We start from the raw sequence: 16,816 nt of genomic DNA on the forward strand, positions 1-16,816 counted from the left end.
TTTCTTACTTCGTCGTGTATCCACCATTCACAAGAATGGTCTGACCCGTCATCCACCAGCCATCAGACACGAGCGTCCGGACAAAGGGGACAACATCCTCAATATCGGTCAGGCCAGTCTTGCTCAGAGCAGACAGGGCAGCCGCCGTCTTGTGATATGCGACAGCATCTGCACCTTCCTGCCCATAAAAGAAGGGCGTATCCATTGGCCCGGGACCAATAGCATTCACGGAAATACCCCGTGCACCGTACTCTTTGGAAGCAGCCCGTGTGAAATGCTCGACGGCCGCCTTTCTTCCTGCATAGGTGGCGTAGAACGGCGTGTAAGCTCCCAGAAGTGACGTAACGAGCGTCAGAATCTTGCCGTTGTCGTTGAGATGTTCTCCGGCTTCTTTGATGAAGAAAAAAGCCGACTTCGTGTTCACGTCGAACATCTCGTCGAACTCCTGCTCAGACGTCTCTGCCATTGACTTCTTGAGCACTTTGCCAACCGTATTGATCGCAATATCCGGCCGACCAATCGCAGCCACAGTGTCAGCAAACAGCTTGGTGTTCCCACCCGCGGTTCTCAGGTCCTGCTGAAAGGCGACGGCCTCCACGCCCTGAGCTTTGAGAGCCGCGACCGTTTCGTCCGCAGCGGGTTTTGTCGCTGCACTGTTGTAGTGAATGGCGATGGCGCGAGCCCCATGAGCCGCAAGATCCCGAGCGATCAGGCCGCCAAGGTTCTTGGCGCCCCCAGCAATAAGAACCTTTTTTCCTTTGATACTATGATCTGTCATGATCCGGTCTCCGCCTTTTTGAAATGGAACGCGCAGGCTACCGTCTGACGCAACACAACAAAGGTTGTATTCCTGACGACACCTGTCAGGAATCACGAACAAACTCGGGGCCCTGCTCTGCGGAGACTTTTTTGGACCGGATCGACCTCTTCCGCATTTTCACCAGAGTCGTTGAAACCTCCAGTTTCACACGCACGGCTAACATGCTGAACATGCCACGTTCGACCATCTCCACAGCCATTCGTGATCTGGAAACGCGAGCAGGAACACGTTTGCTCGCCAGAACCACGCGCGCGGTCTCTCCCACTCAGGACGGACTGGCTTTTTACAAGCGGTGCCTGCGCGTTATTGGAGAGGTGGAGGACATTGAAACGCTGTTCCGGAAAGACCGTGATGGCCTCAGCGGTGTCGTAAGGGTCAATATGCCGGGCAGGATCGGGCGCCTCATTGTTGCTCCGGCTTTACCCGATTTTTTATCCCGTCACCCGGGCTTGTCCGTCGATCTTGGCGTCACGGACCGCGCCATCAATCTGGTGGAAGACAGAGCGGATTGCGTTCTGCGCGTGGGGCCGTTGCAGGATTCCGGTCTCATCAGTCGCAGGATCGGAGAACTCAATCTGATCAACGTCGCGAGTGCGGCCTATCTTGACCAGTTTGGCTGCCCTGCCCACCCAAATGCCCTGAACGATCATTACGTAGTGCGTTATGCATCGCCCGTCACTGGCCGACCGGAAGACTGGGAATGGCAGGAGGGCGGAGAGACCAGAACCGCTTCGCCACCCAGTCGCGTGACGGTTGATAATGCTGAAGCCCTCATTGCCTGCTGCCTGGCCGGGCTGGGTCTGATCCAGATTCCGGCCTACGACGTGCAGCAGCACATCCAGGCTGGAGAGCTCGTCCGCGTGATGCCTGAATGGTGCGCAGAGGCTCTGCCCATGACCATTCTATATCCACACAGGCACTCCGCTGGTGATCGTGTGACAACATTCGTGGACTGGCTGGAGCCTCTCATCAAAAGCCACGTTCTGACGTGATTCAGGCTGATGGTGCTTCAGAATCCGTTTGCGTTGCGGCCTGCACGGCCGCAGCAAAGGCGGTCGCACTGCCCATCGCGTCGGCCATGGTGGTCGGCATCAGAATGGTCGTTCCACGGTTTTTGTTCATCTCAAAAACGCGGTTGATCTGAAGAATCTGCAGGGCAATCGGTGAGGCTTCATACGTTTTGGCTGCAGCCGCCAGTTCCACAGCAACAGCACGTTCGGCACTGGCGAGCGTAACACGCGCTGCGCGTTCCCTTTCTGCCTGCGCCTGACGGCTCATCGCATCCTGCAAATTATCTGGCAGCTGAACATCACGGATCTCAACGGCCTGCACCGTGACACCCCATTCGCGCGTCTTAACCTCAATCAGATCCCGAAGCTGGTCATCAATTCTGCGACGATCCTCCAGCAACACGGCAAGATCAGAGCTGCTGACCACCTCACGCAGGGTCGTCAGTGCCACCATGGACACGGACCCCTCGTAGTCATCCAGCTCCGTGATGGCGCGGAGCGGATCATGAACCATCCAGAAAACAACAGCATCCACATCCACCGGCGTCGTATCACGCGTTAGGGTTTGCCGCGTATGCACCGGAACCGTCCTAATCCGCTGATCAACCACTTCGGTGACCTGATCTACGAAAGGGATGATGAGAAACAGCCCAGGCCCCCGCAAACCCTGAATTTTACCGGCGCGCAAGACCAGAGCGCGCTGCCAGGAATTGCACATCTTCAGGGATAGAAGGACGAGAACGCCCAGCACCACGCCGATGATCGAAAAGGCGAGGTTAAAGGTCAGAGCCTGTAAGCCTCCGCCGGCCAGAATACACCCGAGAGCCAGTGCAATAGACACCGAATTGACAGGAAGGCCATTGCTGCGCCGCGACACGGACGACGGAAGTGTTGGATACGAAATCATGACTATGCCTTTCCGGCGCCGGTCTCTGGCGCGATTGTGGTCGAAGACGCTTCAAGAAGGTGCTGCATGGCTTGGAGAAGCGCGTCTGGATCGAGCCCCAAGGCATGGCTCCGGGCGATTGTTGCCGCAGCGAGATCCATGAGCTCTCCCCTCTTTCGATCAATATCGGCCGATGGAGGATGCTGGCTCACAAAGCTGCCTCGCGCCCGATACGTCTCGATGGCACCCAGCCGCTCCAGTTCCGCGTAAGCACGCTGCACAGTGTTGAGATCAACCCGAAGATGAACTGACAACGCCCGCATCGTGGGAAGCTGGTCTCCCGGAGAGAGCAGACCAGACCCTATCGCTGTCAGGATACGCTCCCGCATCTGTGCGCGCAGGGGCAGGCCACTCGCAGCAGAAAGGGGGGTCGGAAACAGCAATGTCTCTATGTTTGCAGACATGCATACAAGATGCATCGATATGCACCCTCCCTGTCAAGAAATTTTGGAAGACCGCCGCTTCGTGATATGCGCTGCTGTTCTCTTTTCATTGGCTGCGGACAGCAAGGACAGACGCCCCATGACAGCGCCTCAGACCGGAACGGACACTTCTGACCGAAGCGGTTCTCCGCTGATCCTTGCCCTTCCAAAAGGGCGGATTCTCAAGGCGTTAGCCCCCGTTCTGACACGAACAGGCATCGAACCCGATGCGGACTGCCTTCAGGAAAGCAGCCGTCGGCTGCGATTTGGCACCTCTTATCCAAATCTGGATGTTGTGCGCGTCCGTTCTTTCGACGTCGCAACTTTCGTAGCGTATGGTGGAGCGCATATCGGTGTCTGTGGCGCAGATGTCCTGATGGAATTCGACTATCCGGACATTTACGCACCGCTTGATCTCGGGATTGGTGGCTGCCGAATTTCCGTAGCACGCCCCAAATCCGTCACTGAAGATCCGGCAGCCTCTCAGTCACGCCTGCGTGTCGCCACGAAGTATCCGACCATTGCACGCCGTCACTTTGCGTCCCGCGCCGTGAATGCAGAAATAGTACACCTGAATGGTGCCATGGAGCTTGCGCCGACCCTGGATCTGGCGAGCGTAATCGTGGACCTGGTTGATACAGGCTCCACTCTCCGCGCCAACGGCCTCATGGAAACAGAAACCATTGCCCACGTCACAAGCCGCCTGATCGTCAATCGCGTCGCGCTCAAGACGCGCCCTGAAGAGATTGGCGCATTGATCGAGCGATTCCGGGCAGCCCTCAACACTGAGGGAGCGTCAAAATGAAACGTCTCGACACCCTGAGCACCAGTTTCGAACAGGATCTTACGAACCTTCTGGCAGATCGCAGCAGTGACGAGCGCAGCGTCGCGGAGCCTGTCCGGGCCATCCTGGCTGATGTTCGTCAGCGCGGGGACGAAGCGCTCTGTGACTATACGGCCCGCTTTGACCGCCTGACTCTGCCTGCTGAAAGCCTACGCATCAGCGCGGAAGAAATTGCCACGCAGGCAGATCTTGTCCCGTCATACCTGATGGATGCTCTCAAAACCGCTGCCCGGCGCATTGAAGCGTTCCATGCTGCACAGATGCCGAAGGATCTGGATTTCACGGACGACGAAGGAATCCGGCTTGGCATGCGCTGGACGGCTCTGGATGCTGTGGGTCTTTATGTGCCCGGCGGAAAAGCCGCTTATCCCTCCTCGGTTCTGATGAATGCCCTTCCCGCGCGCGTCGCCGGAGTGCAGCGCGTGGCCATGTGTGTTCCGTCTCCCGATGGGGTGCTGAACCCACTTGTTCTGGCAGCGGCCCGTCTCTGCGGCGTGGAAGAAATTTACCGGATCGGCGGCGCACAGGCTGTGGGCGCCATGGCGTATGGAACAGAACTGATTGCTCCGGTGGACCGGATCGTCGGTCCAGGCAATGCGTTCGTGGCGGAGGCCAAGCGACAGGTCTTTGGTCATGTTGGCATCGACAGCATCGCCGGGCCTTCGGAAGTTGTCGTTGTGGCCGATGGGAATAATGATCCCCGTCTGGCAGCAGTCGATCTGCTGGCGCAGGCTGAACATGATGAACAGGCACAGGCCATTCTCATCACTACGGATGCCGCGTTTGCAGATGCAGTAACAGCGGCTGTCCAGACAGAACTGGAAACCCTTCCCCGTACCGCTATCGCGGCCAAAAGCTGGGAAGACCATGGTGCAGTCATTATCGTTCGGGATCTGGATGAAGCCGCCCGCATTGTGAACCAGCTTGCTCCTGAACATCTTGAAGTGCTGCTCGACGAACCGCGTGCCTTCAGCGCAAAAATCCGCCATGCAGGGGCCATTTTCATGGGCCGCTACTGCCCGGAAGCTGTAGGCGATTACGTTGGTGGCCCCAACCATGTTCTGCCCACAAGCCGCACGGCCCGTTTCGCATCAGGGCTTTCTGTGTTCGACTTCATCAAACGCACAACGACCATTGAAGCGGATGAAGCCGGACTTGAAAAGATCGGCCCCGCTGGTGTTGCTCTTGCACAGGCGGAAGGACTGGATGCTCATGCTCTGAGTCTTTCCCTACGTCTGGGCCAGATCAAAAACTAAGTGTTAGCCCGCCCTTACGAGGGCGGGCAAATCTTTAGGCCGTCTAAATCCTGACAGTGCCGATTGGCTGCAGGCTGCAATCCGCCCACATAAATTTCGAGCGTCCCCTCCGCCTGGTCGGCTTGGGGCTTTTCTCTGCCACATGCAAAATCTTTGGGCGGGCGGGACAGGTAGAACGTATTGATCGGACGGTTCTGTTCGGCAGACAGCCGAAAAACAGTCATAATCCGATCGGAATCCGGGCCGTAGAGATCCAATCCACAGCCTGCCACGGGATAGAGCGCTACCTGCCGCGTGCGCGCAATCAAACTTGTCAAAGACTTGGTAACGCCCGTAACAGGAAAACCGGCCTTCCACAGGTCATGTGCCTGCGCGCGTAACGAGCGGGTGTCCAGGAATTGCAGCAAGGCACAGACAATCAGCAGGCAGCCTCCCACCCTTCTGGGTATGAAGCGGGATAAACGGACTGCCGCGATCAGCAGGCCATATCCTACAGGCCAGAAGCATCGCCCACTCGCCCGAAAAACGTCTGCTAAAGGGGGCGACAGGGCTATATGCCAAAGCGGGTATGGCCCTGCATATCCCGTGTTGGAAACAGCGTAGAGCGCCATAATTCCAAGGAAAATCGACAGTCCGGCATGGCGCCACATCGCGCTCAGAAGTTCGCGCCTGCAAAAGACCACATCACAGAGCAGAAGCAAAAGAAGCCCTGCACCGAGATAGGAATAGCCCTCAAAAGACTGGGTCTCCATGCCGTAATGCAGCGCAGGAATAAACGCCAGCAGATCGGAATGCATGGGCCAGATGGGCGACAGCAGGTTCATGGAGAACAGGCCATACCCGCCAGCGCCTTGAGCATACCGGAAATATCCCAGCACCTCGCTGACAATCAGGACCAATGCAATTCCAGCCCCGCATGAACAGGCTACCTCACGCCAGGCCATAGCCCTCCGACACAGAAGCGTCAGAGCTGCTGCCGTAATGGAACCAGAGGCCAACAGCATCAGGATCGGATGAATAAGCAGGCAGATCACAAGAAAGATCGGCGTCAGCCCCAAAGCCCACTTTTTCCCCCGCACAAGGGAGAAATAAAACGCAAACGCCAACAGAAGAAGGAATTGCCCCATCAAACTGAGATGAATGATACGTCCCAGAAAAAATGGCATGCAAAGAGCCAGGATTGCTCCGGACATCAACGCCGTAAAACGCCGTTCACCCGCAGCGGATAGTGCCAGAACCATAGAGACCGGCTGCATGAGGAAACAGAACACCAGCCAGAGCCTGTAAGGTACAAATCCGGCAGGAAGCAGAGCCACGAACGGTTTGAACAGTAACAACAGTAACGGTGTACTGTCTGTCATTGCTACGCTGGCACCCCGAGGTGCCAGGAGGGAGTGTGTGTCCAGCAAAGGCCACTGCCACGCATCGCCCAAGAAATACCGCTGCCCAGCGGCAGCCTGGATTCCGTCCTGGAAAACTGGAAAACGGCTTAGACTATCCAGCGGGACAAGATGCAGGCCCTCGCCCAGCCCCATGAGCACGGCAAGGACCAAAGCCCAGACAATCGAAGGCACCGCTCGCACCCACTCATACCTTTTCGCCACGCATGTCCTCGCCTGCGGGGCGGAGCTGTCAGAAGCCGTCCCGCTTTTGTTTCATATTACCGAAGCACCAGCTTATTTCTGCCATTTTCATACCCGGTGCCATGGACAATCGGTATGTCTTGTGAAAAGTCCACAATCATTTCGGCCAAAAACATCAGAAAAACCGCGTTAAGCTTGACCTTTTGCCGGACAGTCCGCACATAGCGGAACTGGATTTTCAGGCTCCGATCGGGGCCACTGCCATCCGCAGACCTTTACCCTGTCCCTGAAGCAAGGATTCCCATGTCCAAAGAAGACCTTATCGAGTTCACCGGCACCGTCATGGAACTGCTGCCCAACGCCATGTTCCGTGTCACGCTCGACAACGAGCACACCATTCTCGCCCATACGAGCGGCAAGATGCGCAAGAACCGTATCCGCGTTCTCGCTGGTGACCGCGTAAACGTTGAAATGACCCCATACGACCTGTCCAAGGGCCGGATCACGTTCCGCTTCAAGTAAGAGACTGCGGCGTATGCCCCTTTCCCAGTCTCCCGTGCCTGAAAACGGCATGACAGATCGCCCGGCGCTTGTTCTGGCGTCTGCCTCTCCCCGACGTCTGGCTCTTCTGAAGCAGATTGGAATCGTGCCTGATGACGTCATCGGCACAGATGTGGATGAGGAACCGCGCCCCGGTGAACTTCCCCGCGCGCTGGTCCAGCGTCTTGCCCGAGCGAAAGCTGACCATGCAGCCGCACAGCGTCAGGATGCAGCTCTGGTGATCGGTGCGGATACTGTCGTTGCGGTCGGACGACGCATTCTCCCCAAGGCGGAGGATGAACAAACTGCACGCGCGTGTCTGCGGCTGCTTTCAGGCCGAAACCACAAAGTGCTGACCGCAGTGGCTCTGCGTCCCACCTCTGCCTGGCCGGACGGTGTGGCCAATGAGCGCCTTGTGGAAACGGCCGTCACGTTCCACCGGCTGACTGACAGCCAGATCGACGCACTGATCGCCAACGGAGACTGGCAGGGCAAGGCTGGCGGCTACGCCATCCAAGGGGCTGCCGCAGCTCATATCCGGCAGATTGGCGGCAGTTATTCTGCTGTTGTGGGTCTTCCGTTGTTCGAAACCGCACAGCTTCTGCGCGGGCAGCCCCGTCGTCAGGGTGGGTGGATCGCGTGATCGAGATCCGCGCCGCCTGCTCTCCGGGCGATGTGCGGATTGCGGTTACGGACCATGAGACCCTTCTGGATGCGGCCATTTGGCGTCCCGGCCTTCCGGATGGGTTTGATGACTGGCATATTGCGCGCATCCAAACGGTCGCTCCCGCATTGGGCGGGGCCTTTGTCACACTCCACAACGGAGATAATGGCTTTCTGTCCTGCCGGGATGCGCTGGTTCAAGGAGAACTGATCTCCGTCCGCGTCAGCCGCTCCGCACAGAATGGCAAGGGCCTGCGCCTGCGTAAAGCAGAGTCTGTGCCGGATATGCCTGTTGCACCGACGCTTCTGGCATGCGGCCCTTCACCACTGGAAGAGCTGGCAGACCGCTATCCTGACGCCCCTCTGTACGTTGATGCGCCAGGTATTGCCGCGCGCCTTCCGGCCCGACTGCGCCCTCGGTTTCAGCGATGCCAGCAGGCTTTTGACGACACGCTGGAAAGCGATTTTGACGAACTTGGCTCCGAATTTGCAGATCTTGGCCAACTGACAGCCAGTATCTTTCCCACCCCCGCCCTGATCGCCATAGACTTGGACAGCACCAGAGCTCCTGACTTCAAGGGAAACGTTGCAAGTTTTCCGGCCCTGGCGCGACAGATCCGCCTCCGCAATCTGTCAGGCACTCTGCTGGTTGATCCCGCAGGCGTTAAAACCCGCAAGAGGCCTGCCCTCGTCAGCTTTCTGCGCGATGCCCTGTCGGATGATCCGTTAAAGTCGCAAGTGCTCGGAGCCACGCCTTCCGGCCTTCTGGAAATCACTCGCCCGCGGCGCAGACCTCCCTTGCATGAGCTTTTGTCTTCCCCACATGGGAGGGCACTGTCAGTGCTCCGCACCATTTTACGAGAAGACCGCAAGGGTCGCACTCTGACAGCATCCATTTCTCTCATCAGGGCTCTGGAGAACGATCCAGAAGCCCTGAGTGACTTTACTTCCCGCCGGGCCGCTCCTCTGGAACTGGTCATGGATCCAAACACATCCCCCGCAAGCTGGAGCCTGTCATGAGTGCCACCTGCCCTATCTGCAATCGCCCAACGGAGACGGCTTTTCGGCCCTTCTGCTCACAGCACTGTGCAGACATTGATCTGGGGCGCTGGTTCAACGGTAACTACCGCGTTCCATCCCTCAGGCAGGATAATGAAGAAGACTCTGAAGAATATCCTCATACTGAGGGTTGATCCCAAGCGAATCATCAGCTAAACCCCGTTTCCGCAGCGGGTGTCTCACCTTAAGCCCGGTGCCCAAGTAGCTCAGTTGGTAGAGCATGCGACTGAAAATCGCAGTGTCACTGGTTCGATCCCGGTCTTGGGCACCATTTTTCCAGAAAATAAAAAAAGTCTGTTTGTGCTAAGCCTTAAAGCCTAGCACGTCTGAGCTGCGCCGAGACTCATGAACAGAGCCGTCATTCCTGATCCACCGCATCAATCTGGGATGGCAGGCGCCGATCAATCCATTTCACCAAAACTCTCAACACCGTATTGGCACCAAGAATAAAGACGGTGAGCAGAGCTGCTTCCGCAATCATGTCGCACCCGGTGCACGCGCCAATAGCGGCTGAGCACCAAAGTGTTGCCGCAGTGTTCAGACCCCGCACATTGGGGCCATCTTTCATGATGACGCCAGCGCCAAGAAATCCGACGCCTGATACCACGTAGGCAATCACGCGAATGGCCGAGACATCTCCGCCAATACGCTCTGCGAGATCTACGAAAGCAGACGCACCAATCGCGACCAGCGCATTGGTGCGCAACCCGGCGGTCCGTTGGCGGAACTGACGTTCCGCCCCGATCAGCGTCCCAAATACAAAAGCAGCCAGATAGCTTCCGAACGTATCCAGAAAGGAGTGCGCATCAAAGGTCTGGGTAAAATGCATTGTTATTCTTTCGCTGCCTGCCGTGTATCGCGGTTCAGAAGCCTTGGCTGTTTGCAATCATACGGCGGTCGGACGATCCATGGTTTTCCGCAGAGGATACAGACTGAGATTTTCGATGGTTGCACCAGCGTTTGTCGCCTGAAGACTGAGTGTATCCAAGGGACTTGCAGGAAACACCAGAGCTGTCCCGACCGACAAGCCATCATTGATGAAGATTTCGAGCGCACACGCGTCCAGAACCAGTTTCAACGAGAAACGTCGGCTGTTTGCTGTTAGTGGCGTGGAGAACCTCTCCGTGAAAAATGGCTGCGAAAAGCCATGCAGATCTCCGCGATCCAGCCAGAGCTGAGCTGAAAATGCGTCAAACCCGATAGAGAGAGACTCTCCCTGACCGTTGGAGAAGACAATCAGGAAGCGACCCGCTCGTCCCTTGTTGCCATCAGGTTGCGGGTTTCTGCGCTCATCCACGGTTACCGTCAGAGAAAGTTCAATGGCCTGCCCTGTGGGGATGGAGACCTGAACGCCGCTCTGGGCAGCAATACGCTCAACCCGAAAGGGAATCTGCTCGCCTCTCAGCGTTTCCAGTCCTCGAGGACGCTGCACCAACCGTAGCCAGTTCATATCGTCCCGCCTGAGCGACAAGGTTCGCGGAAGGGTCATAAGACCGCGCCAGCTTCTGTTCGGAACCTCTTCGCAATACTGCCAGTTCCCAAACCAGGCGAAATAGACCGCTTCATTGCGCGGCATGTTTTCATAAACCTGCATGGCGTAGCTGTCTTTGGCGAAGTCCGTCAGACCTATGACCGTATTTTCGGGGATAAAGCGCTCACCGTCGAAGTCCCCTACAAAATACTGCGTGACACTTCCGCCCTGAGGCCCACCGGGATTGACTGAAACGAACAGAACCCACCGAGACGCCTTCCCCTCATCCTCAACCTGCAATTCAATAAGATTGGGGCATTCATAATCCACGCCGAACAGGCCTGCTGGCCCGAAATCACTGAGATGCATCCAGTGCTTCAAATCAATTGATCCGTAGAAGGCCACCCTGTGAGCCCGAGCCTTCACGACGACCATGACCCACTTTCCACTAGGTTCGTGCCAAAACACTTTCGGATCGCGGAAAGAGTTCAGCCCGATATCCAGAACGGGGTTGTGCTCGTAGTCGATAAAGCGCTTACCGCCATCTGGACTCCATGCCAGATACTGCGTCTGCTTCTGGGGTGTAGCGCGCGTGTAAAGAGCGACCAGACCACCCGGCATGGATGGTAACGGCGGAACCGAAGGAGCCGCTGGCAGAAGTTCAGCTGTTGTCGGTGGATCAAAGACATGTCCGAAGGGAGCATTCGTCCCCGGACCAAGAACATCCATGTTTTCCGGCGAAAATGGTACATCTGACGTGGCCTTGGTCAAGCCGGGAGCCAAGGCCTCAACTGCCGCCTGCGTTGCCGTCTTGGGAGCGGGTGGAGTGTCCCCTTGCGTAGGGGAGTTTTCCTTCGGCGGAAAAAGACCAGAATCATTATTCCGGTCCAGAACCACGCACCCTGAATACGCCTCGCCAGCGGCTGTCTGATCAATCGCGATAGGTTGATCTTGCCACGTGTATAAATCCGTACTGGTTGCATGCCCCCAGTGCACCTGACCCGCATAGGGTGCAAAAGGGTCGTACTGGTAATAGAGATGATACGTCTGCCCGTCGAAAATCAGACCATTGGGATCATTCATGAAGCCGGTCTGTGGCGAGAAATGAACCGTGGGGCGATAGAGATAGTCACTCTGCGTTCTGACAACGGGCTGACTTGCTATCCCCGGATGATTGCCCGGCTCCTGATGGGAATTGCTGGGTTCATCGTGATGAGGAGTCATTGCAGACATCGGCGTTTCCTCGGCGGCTCTGGCAATCCGGCTACTGCCAACAGCAGCTCCTGCGGCTAGAATGCTGGCCAGAGCCGCGCGGCGCCCGAGTTCGGGCCTGTCGTTTCGATCTGTCATACCTCCACCATACAGGAGGATCCTTAACCCGGAAGCCTTTCAGGAAAACGTCCGTCTTCAAAAAGAGGAAGGACATTGCATGTCCGTTGCGAATACGCACATAAGGACGTCATGAAGCGCTTAGACCCTTTCCTGATGGCCCTGATCTGCGCGATCGTCCTGGCCTCCGTCCTGCCCTGCCGCGGGGAAATGCAACATATTCTGCAGCAGGTCGTCACAGTTCTCATCACCCTGATGTTCTTCTTCCAGGGGGCCAAACTTGAGCGCCATGCCATTATCGAAAGCGTACGTGACTGGCGTCTTCAGGGAACAGTGCTGCTCTGCACATTTGCTCTCTTCCCGCTTCTTGGCATCGGGCTGCATCTGCTCTTCCGCAATTTGTTCCCGAATGCACTGTTCGGGGAAGATCTGTGGGCTGGCATTCTTTTCCTGTGTTGCCTGCCTTCAACCGTTCAGTCCTCGATTGCCCTGACTTCGATTGCACGCGGCAATGTCCCTGCGGCCATCTGCGCAGCCACTGTGTCGAATATTGCAGGCATTGCATTGACCCCGCTTCTGACAGGCATTGTCCTTGGTCACGTTGGTGCAGGTCATTCCCCCCTTGAGAGCGTTCTGGACGTTGCGAAGGAACTGCTTCTTCCGTTCATTCTCGGGCAGATCCTTCAGAAATGGATTGGCCCGATTGTCAAACGCCACAAATTCCTGATTTCGTTCACAGATCGTGGCTCCATCGTTGTGGTCGTCTACACCGCGTTCAGTTCAGCCGTTGTCGAAGGCATCTGGCACCGCGTTTCACCGCTTCATTTGCTTGAGGTGGCGTTGCTGGACAGCTTCATGCTTGCGCTGGTGCTGGTAGCCTCGCATTTCATGGGCAAGGGCATGAACCAATCCACGGAAAACAGCATCGCGCTTCAGTTCTGTGGTTCAAAAAAATCGCTGGCCTCTGGCGTTCCGATGGCGAGCGTTATCTTCCCCTCTGCCTCGGTAGGCATCATTGTTCTACCCCTCATGATCTATCACCAGATCCAGCTTTTCACCTGCACGCTTCTGGCGCGTCATTATGGAAAACGCATAGGCTTGGAAACGCATTCAAAGCCTCACTCCTGAGCTTCATGACAAAGCTGTTAAAGAGGTTTCTTTTTGTCACGAGGTGGTCTTTGACCCCCCTTGGGTTCGTAGACCAGTGTGGCCCCAGTTTGAAAACCGGAGCTACAGAATATGCCGTCATACTCGACCCTGGTTCAGGAAAAAATTCCTGAATCGTCGGTACTCAGGCCTGTACCAGACGGCATTCCACAATCCCTTCTCTGCCGACTTTTCCGCGTTCAGCAATTCAATGACATTCACGAACGAGCTGCTGAACTGCATCTGCACCTGCCCTTGGGCAAAAAGCGCTTGAAACGTCTGGAATGTATTCGAAGTGCTGGTGCACTGTTTATTCATGTTCCCAAAAATGGCGGAACATCCATCTGTAACCAGCTTTACGGCTGTTCCATGATGCATCAGACGTTTCGATACTATCGCCACGTCACACCAGAGCTGTCCAAGGAACTGCCGAGCTTTGCCATTTGGCGTGATCCGGTAGAGCGATTTGTTTCCGCGTGGGCGTTCGCAAGAAAAGGCGGCACTTCGACAGTCAAGATCCACCCTTCTGTAAATGTACTTTACCGCTCATTCCACACGCTGGACGAGGCCATCACACATGTGGAAAGCCAGTCATCTCCATATGACGTAGACCACGTTTTCCGCCCGCAGGCCTGGTACATTTGCGGAAAGGATGGACAGCTTGAGGTGGATAACCTGTTTCCTATGGAACAAATTGCGCAACTCCCCGAACTCGTTCCAGCTATGCGGGGCCACGTCATCCCACACCTGAATCAGAACCCGCACGCAATCGAAGTTACGGCACTACAAGCTCGCAGAATCCGCAAGCTCTACCAGCAGGATGAAGCGCTGCGCCCGTAACGCCAAGAATAGACAAAGGGAAAAATAGGACCCTTTTCTCTAAACTGTCACAAAGCATACAGCTATCGCTCTATAAATAGCCCCGGAAAGACTGTGTTGTTGCGAAATTACCATACACCCTAAATGTCATAGTGTGACTTACATGATCTGATTGAAGATCACTGCAAACCATGGTCTTTCTCGGCCGAACCAAACCCACCTGGCCGAGAAAGACCCCTCAGACGATGCGCCTTACACGCCTCCTCTCGACCTCAGCGCTGATAGCATTTGGCACACTGCCAGCATTTGCAGCGCCTGTTTCAGATACGAAACATCAAAATCAAAAGGCTCATCCGAAGACGGAAGTAGCCGCCCCATCCATGATGGGTAATACGGCTCCGACGGACGTGCACGAAGAGCATGTCTCCGTCAGCGGTCGGCATTCTTTCGACGGCGTAACACGTCGCGCCGTTGGCGGCGGTCTGATGGAGAAGCAGGACAGCGCAAAGTCTGTGTCGGCCGTCTCGCGTGACTTCATCGAGAAGCAGGTTCCGGGCGCTGACCCGATGCAGTTGATTTCCCTGCTCCCGGGTGCAAACGTCTCTTCAACTGATCCCGCAGGCCTCTCTGGCAGCTCCATGAGCATGCGCGGCCTTGATTCCTCACAGATCGGCTTCACCCTTGAAGGTTTCCCGATCAACGATATCGGCAACTTCGCCGTGTATTCGCAGGAAATCGTTGATTCCGAAAACCTTCGCACCGTTCGCGTTGCCCAGGGTTCGGCAGATCTGGATAGCCCACACATCAGCGCCACAGGCGGTGTGGTCGACATGTATATGATCGACCCGAAGATGAAGGCTGGCGGCGCATTTGACGTTTCATACGGCTCATACGATTACACTCGCGGCTTCCTGCGGCTCGACACAGGCAAGATTGGTCACACCAATCTGCGTGCCTACTTCTCCGGGTCTTATGCAACCGAAGGTGTGAATAACAGCGATGCTACGCAGCGTAAGCTGCACGCAGAAACGAAAATCGTAAACGATTGGGGTGACGGGAACCGTGTCTCTCTCGCGATCGTGGGTAACCGTCTTTACAATTATCTGACACCAAGCGTGAACAAGGCATCCTGGAATGCCTATGGTCGCGGCGTTGGAAACCGTTACGTTGCACCATGCTCCAATAACGCAACGTGTACCCGTGCTGATGGCACGACGTATAAGAATACGACTGGCGCAACGATCTCCAACACGGTTTGGAACTCATCTTACAACACGAGCGCGTCCGACAAGGGCGTTTCGTACTATCAGTTGCACCAGAACCCTTTTACCAACATCTATGTCAGTGGACCTTCCACCTTCAAGTTGGCTGATCACCTGGTTCTGACGGAAACACCGTATTTCTGGTATGGCGAAGGTAGTGGCGGCAGCGCATACAGCACCAACCTGAACAGCCTCAGCTACGGTACCACCAAGGTTACAGGTAGCATCAACGGGCAAAGCGGAACGCGCACCCTCTACAACCCGTCCATCACCAAAACCTATCGTCCGGGTGCAACCACGAAACTGACCCTCACAACAGGTGCAAACCGCCTGATGGTTGGTTACTGGTTCGAATATTCCAAGCAGTCACAGCAGGGTCCTTACACAGGCGTCGGTGAAGACGGTAATCCTTGGGACATCTGGGGCAGCGCAGAAAACGTTGTTCTTTCCAACGGACAGACATACCAATACCGCAATACGCTAACGCAGACCCGCGTCCATACGATGTTCATTGGTGACACCTTGTCACTTCTGAATAACAAGCTGACAATCGACGCTGGTTTCAAATACGCGATTGTACTTCGTACTGGCACCAACATGCTGCCCAACACGTCCACCGGCCGCAATATCAGCCAGACATACAAGGAGCCGCTGCCAACCTTCGCAGCTCGTTACCAGATCAATCCGGAAAACCAGATCTTTGTGTCTGCTGCGACCAATTTCCGTATGCCAACCAACTATGCGCTGTATGACTCCGGCGCCTATTATGCTGGTTCCGGCTACTCAACGCACGCCAACACGAACCAGAAGCCAGAAATCTCGATTTCTGAAGAAGTGGGCTACCGTTACACTGGCCCAACCATTATGGGCTCTCTGACGTATTTCCATTACGACTTCACGAACCGTCTCATGTCCACCAGCCAGTGCATGGACTCTGCATGCACGAATTACTACTCCACCAATATCAATGCTGGCGGTCAGACAACAAACGGTGTGGATGCTGAAATCGGAACGCGTCCGATCTTCTATCACCTCCGTCCGTATGTTTCCTTCGAGTATGTTGATGCCCGTCTGGGCAGCAACCTGCAGGCAGGTAGCGGTACAGGCATCGACTATCTGCGTACCAAAGGTAAGTTCGCTCCGGAAACACCAAAGTTCCAGGCTGCCTTCAACCTTGACTACGATGACGGCCACCTCTTCGGTGCCTACAACCTGAAGTATGTTGCCAAGCAGTACTCCACCTTCATGAACGACCAGTCCATTCCAGGCTATGTCGTCATGAACGTGAATGTTGGCTACCGCTTCAAGACCATTGGCTTCCTGCAGAGCCCGAACATCAAGCTGAACTTCTCCAACATTACAGACAAGGCATACCTGGGCTTCGTGAAGGGCCTTCAGACCAATGCCAAGCCGACAGTTGGTATTTTTGGCAAGACTGTCAGTGCTTCTGTCCCCACCTACGCCATCGCAGCTCCGTTCTCTGCTATTGCGAGCGTAAGCGCCGGTTTCTGATCTTTCGACCAGATATCGCTTCGCACGGTCCTCATGCCAGTCTCTGGTATGAGGACTTTTTTTGTACCCTACGCCCAATTTTCATCATGACGTTGACAGTTCACACGTCATGCACAGATATAAGCCAAGACCCC

General features: G+C 55.8%; 15 protein-coding genes, 1 tRNA gene and 1 pseudogene. 11 read left to right on the top strand and 6 right to left on the bottom strand.

Going from position 1 to position 16,816, the window contains the following annotated elements; genetic code table 11:
- Positions 1–4 precede the first annotated feature (4 nt).
- Positions 5–778 carry an SDR family oxidoreductase gene (locus HK24_RS03165; RefSeq protein WP_086633282.1) on the bottom strand — a complete coding sequence of 258 codons (774 nt, stop codon included), beginning with the start codon at positions 776–778 and terminating at the stop codon, positions 5–7.
- Positions 779–909: 131 nt separating this feature from the next.
- On the opposite strand from HK24_RS03165, the gene HK24_RS03170 reads away from it, so the two are divergent.
- Positions 910–1,812 (top strand): LysR family transcriptional regulator, encoded by a 903-nt coding sequence (locus HK24_RS03170; RefSeq protein WP_086633321.1) that lies wholly within the window; start codon positions 910–912, stop codon positions 1,810–1,812.
- A 1-nt stretch (position 1,813) separates the two neighbouring features.
- On the opposite strand, the gene HK24_RS03175 is transcribed toward HK24_RS03170, so the two are convergent.
- Together HK24_RS03175 and HK24_RS03180 are read right to left on the bottom strand one after the other, a co-directional pair.
- Positions 1,814–2,737 (bottom strand): slipin family protein, encoded by a 924-nt coding sequence (locus HK24_RS03175; RefSeq protein ID WP_046900445.1) that lies wholly within the window; start codon positions 2,735–2,737, stop codon positions 1,814–1,816.
- 2 nt (positions 2,738–2,739) lie between these two features.
- A complete protein-coding gene (locus HK24_RS03180; protein WP_086633322.1) occupies positions 2,740–3,180 on the bottom strand; it encodes a GntR family transcriptional regulator in 441 nt (146 codons plus the stop codon).
- Positions 3,181–3,298: 118 nt separating this feature from the next.
- Here HK24_RS03180 and hisG point away from each other — a divergent pair, with 118 nt between their 5' ends.
- Together hisG and hisD are read left to right on the top strand one after the other, a co-directional pair.
- A complete protein-coding gene (hisG, locus tag HK24_RS03185; protein WP_233126082.1) occupies positions 3,299–4,003 on the top strand; it encodes an ATP phosphoribosyltransferase in 705 nt (234 codons plus the stop codon).
- The gene (gene hisD / locus HK24_RS03190) at positions 4,000–5,298 is read left to right on the top strand and encodes a histidinol dehydrogenase (RefSeq protein ID WP_086633283.1); all 1,299 of its coding nucleotides are present in this window, start codon (positions 4,000–4,002) and stop codon (positions 5,296–5,298) included. Before hisG ends, hisD begins: the two co-directional genes overlap by 4 nt.
- 14 nt (positions 5,299–5,312) lie before the next feature.
- Here the strand turns inward: hisD and HK24_RS03195 are convergent, their stop codons facing one another.
- Positions 5,313–6,902: a DUF6311 domain-containing protein gene (locus HK24_RS03195; RefSeq protein ID WP_143412286.1), complete on the bottom strand. Its 1,590-nt coding sequence runs from the start codon at positions 6,900–6,902 to the stop codon at positions 5,313–5,315.
- 282 nt (positions 6,903–7,184) lie between these two features.
- On the opposite strand from HK24_RS03195, the gene infA reads away from it, so the two are divergent.
- The 5 genes from infA (at position 7,185) to HK24_RS03220 (ending at position 9,414) form a co-directional block, all read left to right on the top strand.
- Complete coding sequence (gene infA / locus HK24_RS03200) at positions 7,185–7,403, top strand: translation initiation factor IF-1 (protein ID WP_007282896.1); 219 nt, start codon at positions 7,185–7,187, stop codon at positions 7,401–7,403.
- A 13-nt stretch (positions 7,404–7,416) separates the two neighbouring features.
- Entirely contained in the window at positions 7,417–8,064 is a 648-nt protein-coding gene (locus HK24_RS03205; protein WP_086633285.1) for a nucleoside triphosphate pyrophosphatase, read from the top strand.
- Positions 8,061–9,104, top strand: a complete 1,044-nt coding sequence (locus tag HK24_RS03210) for a ribonuclease E/G (RefSeq protein ID WP_086633324.1) — start codon at positions 8,061–8,063, stop codon at positions 9,102–9,104. The genes HK24_RS03205 and HK24_RS03210 overlap by 4 nt, the downstream gene beginning before the upstream one ends.
- Positions 9,101–9,277, top strand: coding sequence for a DNA gyrase inhibitor YacG (locus HK24_RS03215; RefSeq protein ID WP_086633286.1), 177 nt, complete (start codon positions 9,101–9,103; stop codon positions 9,275–9,277). The genes HK24_RS03210 and HK24_RS03215 overlap by 4 nt, the downstream gene beginning before the upstream one ends.
- A 61-nt stretch (positions 9,278–9,338) precedes the next feature.
- A tRNA-Phe gene (locus HK24_RS03220) sits at positions 9,339–9,414 on the top strand.
- Positions 9,415–9,540: 126 nt separating this feature from the next.
- On the opposite strand, the pseudogene HK24_RS03225 reads toward HK24_RS03220, so the two are convergent.
- Both HK24_RS03225 and HK24_RS03230 read right to left on the bottom strand, forming a co-directional pair.
- Positions 9,541–9,972: pseudogene (locus tag HK24_RS03225) on the bottom strand (MgtC/SapB family protein); the annotation flags it as partial.
- Between the two features lie 57 nt (positions 9,973–10,029).
- On the bottom strand, positions 10,030–11,964 hold the full coding sequence (locus HK24_RS03230) for a glycoside hydrolase family 32 protein (protein ID WP_086633288.1): 1,935 nt from the start codon (positions 11,962–11,964) through the stop codon (positions 10,030–10,032).
- Between the two features lie 111 nt (positions 11,965–12,075).
- On the opposite strand from HK24_RS03230, the gene HK24_RS03235 reads away from it, so the two are divergent.
- From HK24_RS03235 to HK24_RS03245, 3 genes are all read left to right on the top strand, one after another.
- Positions 12,076–13,071, top strand: a complete 996-nt coding sequence (locus HK24_RS03235) for a bile acid:sodium symporter family protein (RefSeq protein WP_086633289.1) — start codon at positions 12,076–12,078, stop codon at positions 13,069–13,071.
- A 111-nt stretch (positions 13,072–13,182) separates the two neighbouring features.
- Positions 13,183–13,929: a sulfotransferase family 2 domain-containing protein gene (locus HK24_RS03240; RefSeq protein WP_143412287.1), complete on the top strand. Its 747-nt coding sequence runs from the start codon at positions 13,183–13,185 to the stop codon at positions 13,927–13,929.
- 224 nt (positions 13,930–14,153) lie between these two features.
- Entirely contained in the window at positions 14,154–16,682 is a 2,529-nt protein-coding gene (locus tag HK24_RS03245; RefSeq protein ID WP_086633326.1) for a TonB-dependent receptor, read from the top strand.
- Positions 16,683–16,816: the final 134 nt, after the last annotated feature.

The organism is Gluconobacter sp. DsW_058, assembly GCF_002153615.1.
In the GTDB taxonomy this organism is placed as follows: Bacteria; Pseudomonadota; Alphaproteobacteria; order Acetobacterales; family Acetobacteraceae; genus Gluconobacter; species Gluconobacter cerinus.

Bases quoted from the DNA above. Each gene is read 5' to 3' on its own strand.
- HK24_RS03165 (WP_086633282.1), bottom strand. From the start codon at position 778: ATGACAGATCATAGTATCAAAGGAAAAAAGGTTCTTATTGCTGGGGGC.
- HK24_RS03175 (WP_046900445.1), bottom strand. From the start codon at position 2,737: ATGATTTCGTATCCAACACTTCCGTCGTCCGTGTCGCGGCGCAGCAAT.
- HK24_RS03180 (WP_086633322.1), bottom strand. From the start codon at position 3,180: ATGTCTGCAAACATAGAGACATTGCTGTTTCCGACCCCCCTTTCTGCT.
- hisG (WP_233126082.1), top strand. From the start codon at position 3,299: ATGACAGCGCCTCAGACCGGAACGGACACTTCTGACCGAAGCGGTTCT.
- hisD (WP_086633283.1), top strand. From the start codon at position 4,000: ATGAAACGTCTCGACACCCTGAGCACCAGTTTCGAACAGGATCTTACG.
- infA (WP_007282896.1), top strand. From the start codon at position 7,185: ATGTCCAAAGAAGACCTTATCGAGTTCACCGGCACCGTCATGGAACTG.
- HK24_RS03205 (WP_086633285.1), top strand. From the start codon at position 7,417: ATGCCCCTTTCCCAGTCTCCCGTGCCTGAAAACGGCATGACAGATCGC.
- HK24_RS03215 (WP_086633286.1), top strand. From the start codon at position 9,101: ATGAGTGCCACCTGCCCTATCTGCAATCGCCCAACGGAGACGGCTTTT.
- HK24_RS03230 (WP_086633288.1), bottom strand. From the start codon at position 11,964: ATGACAGATCGAAACGACAGGCCCGAACTCGGGCGCCGCGCGGCTCTG.
- HK24_RS03235 (WP_086633289.1), top strand. From the start codon at position 12,076: ATGAAGCGCTTAGACCCTTTCCTGATGGCCCTGATCTGCGCGATCGTC.
- HK24_RS03240 (WP_143412287.1), top strand. From the start codon at position 13,183: ATGCCGTCATACTCGACCCTGGTTCAGGAAAAAATTCCTGAATCGTCG.
- HK24_RS03245 (WP_086633326.1), top strand. From the start codon at position 14,154: ATGCGCCTTACACGCCTCCTCTCGACCTCAGCGCTGATAGCATTTGGC.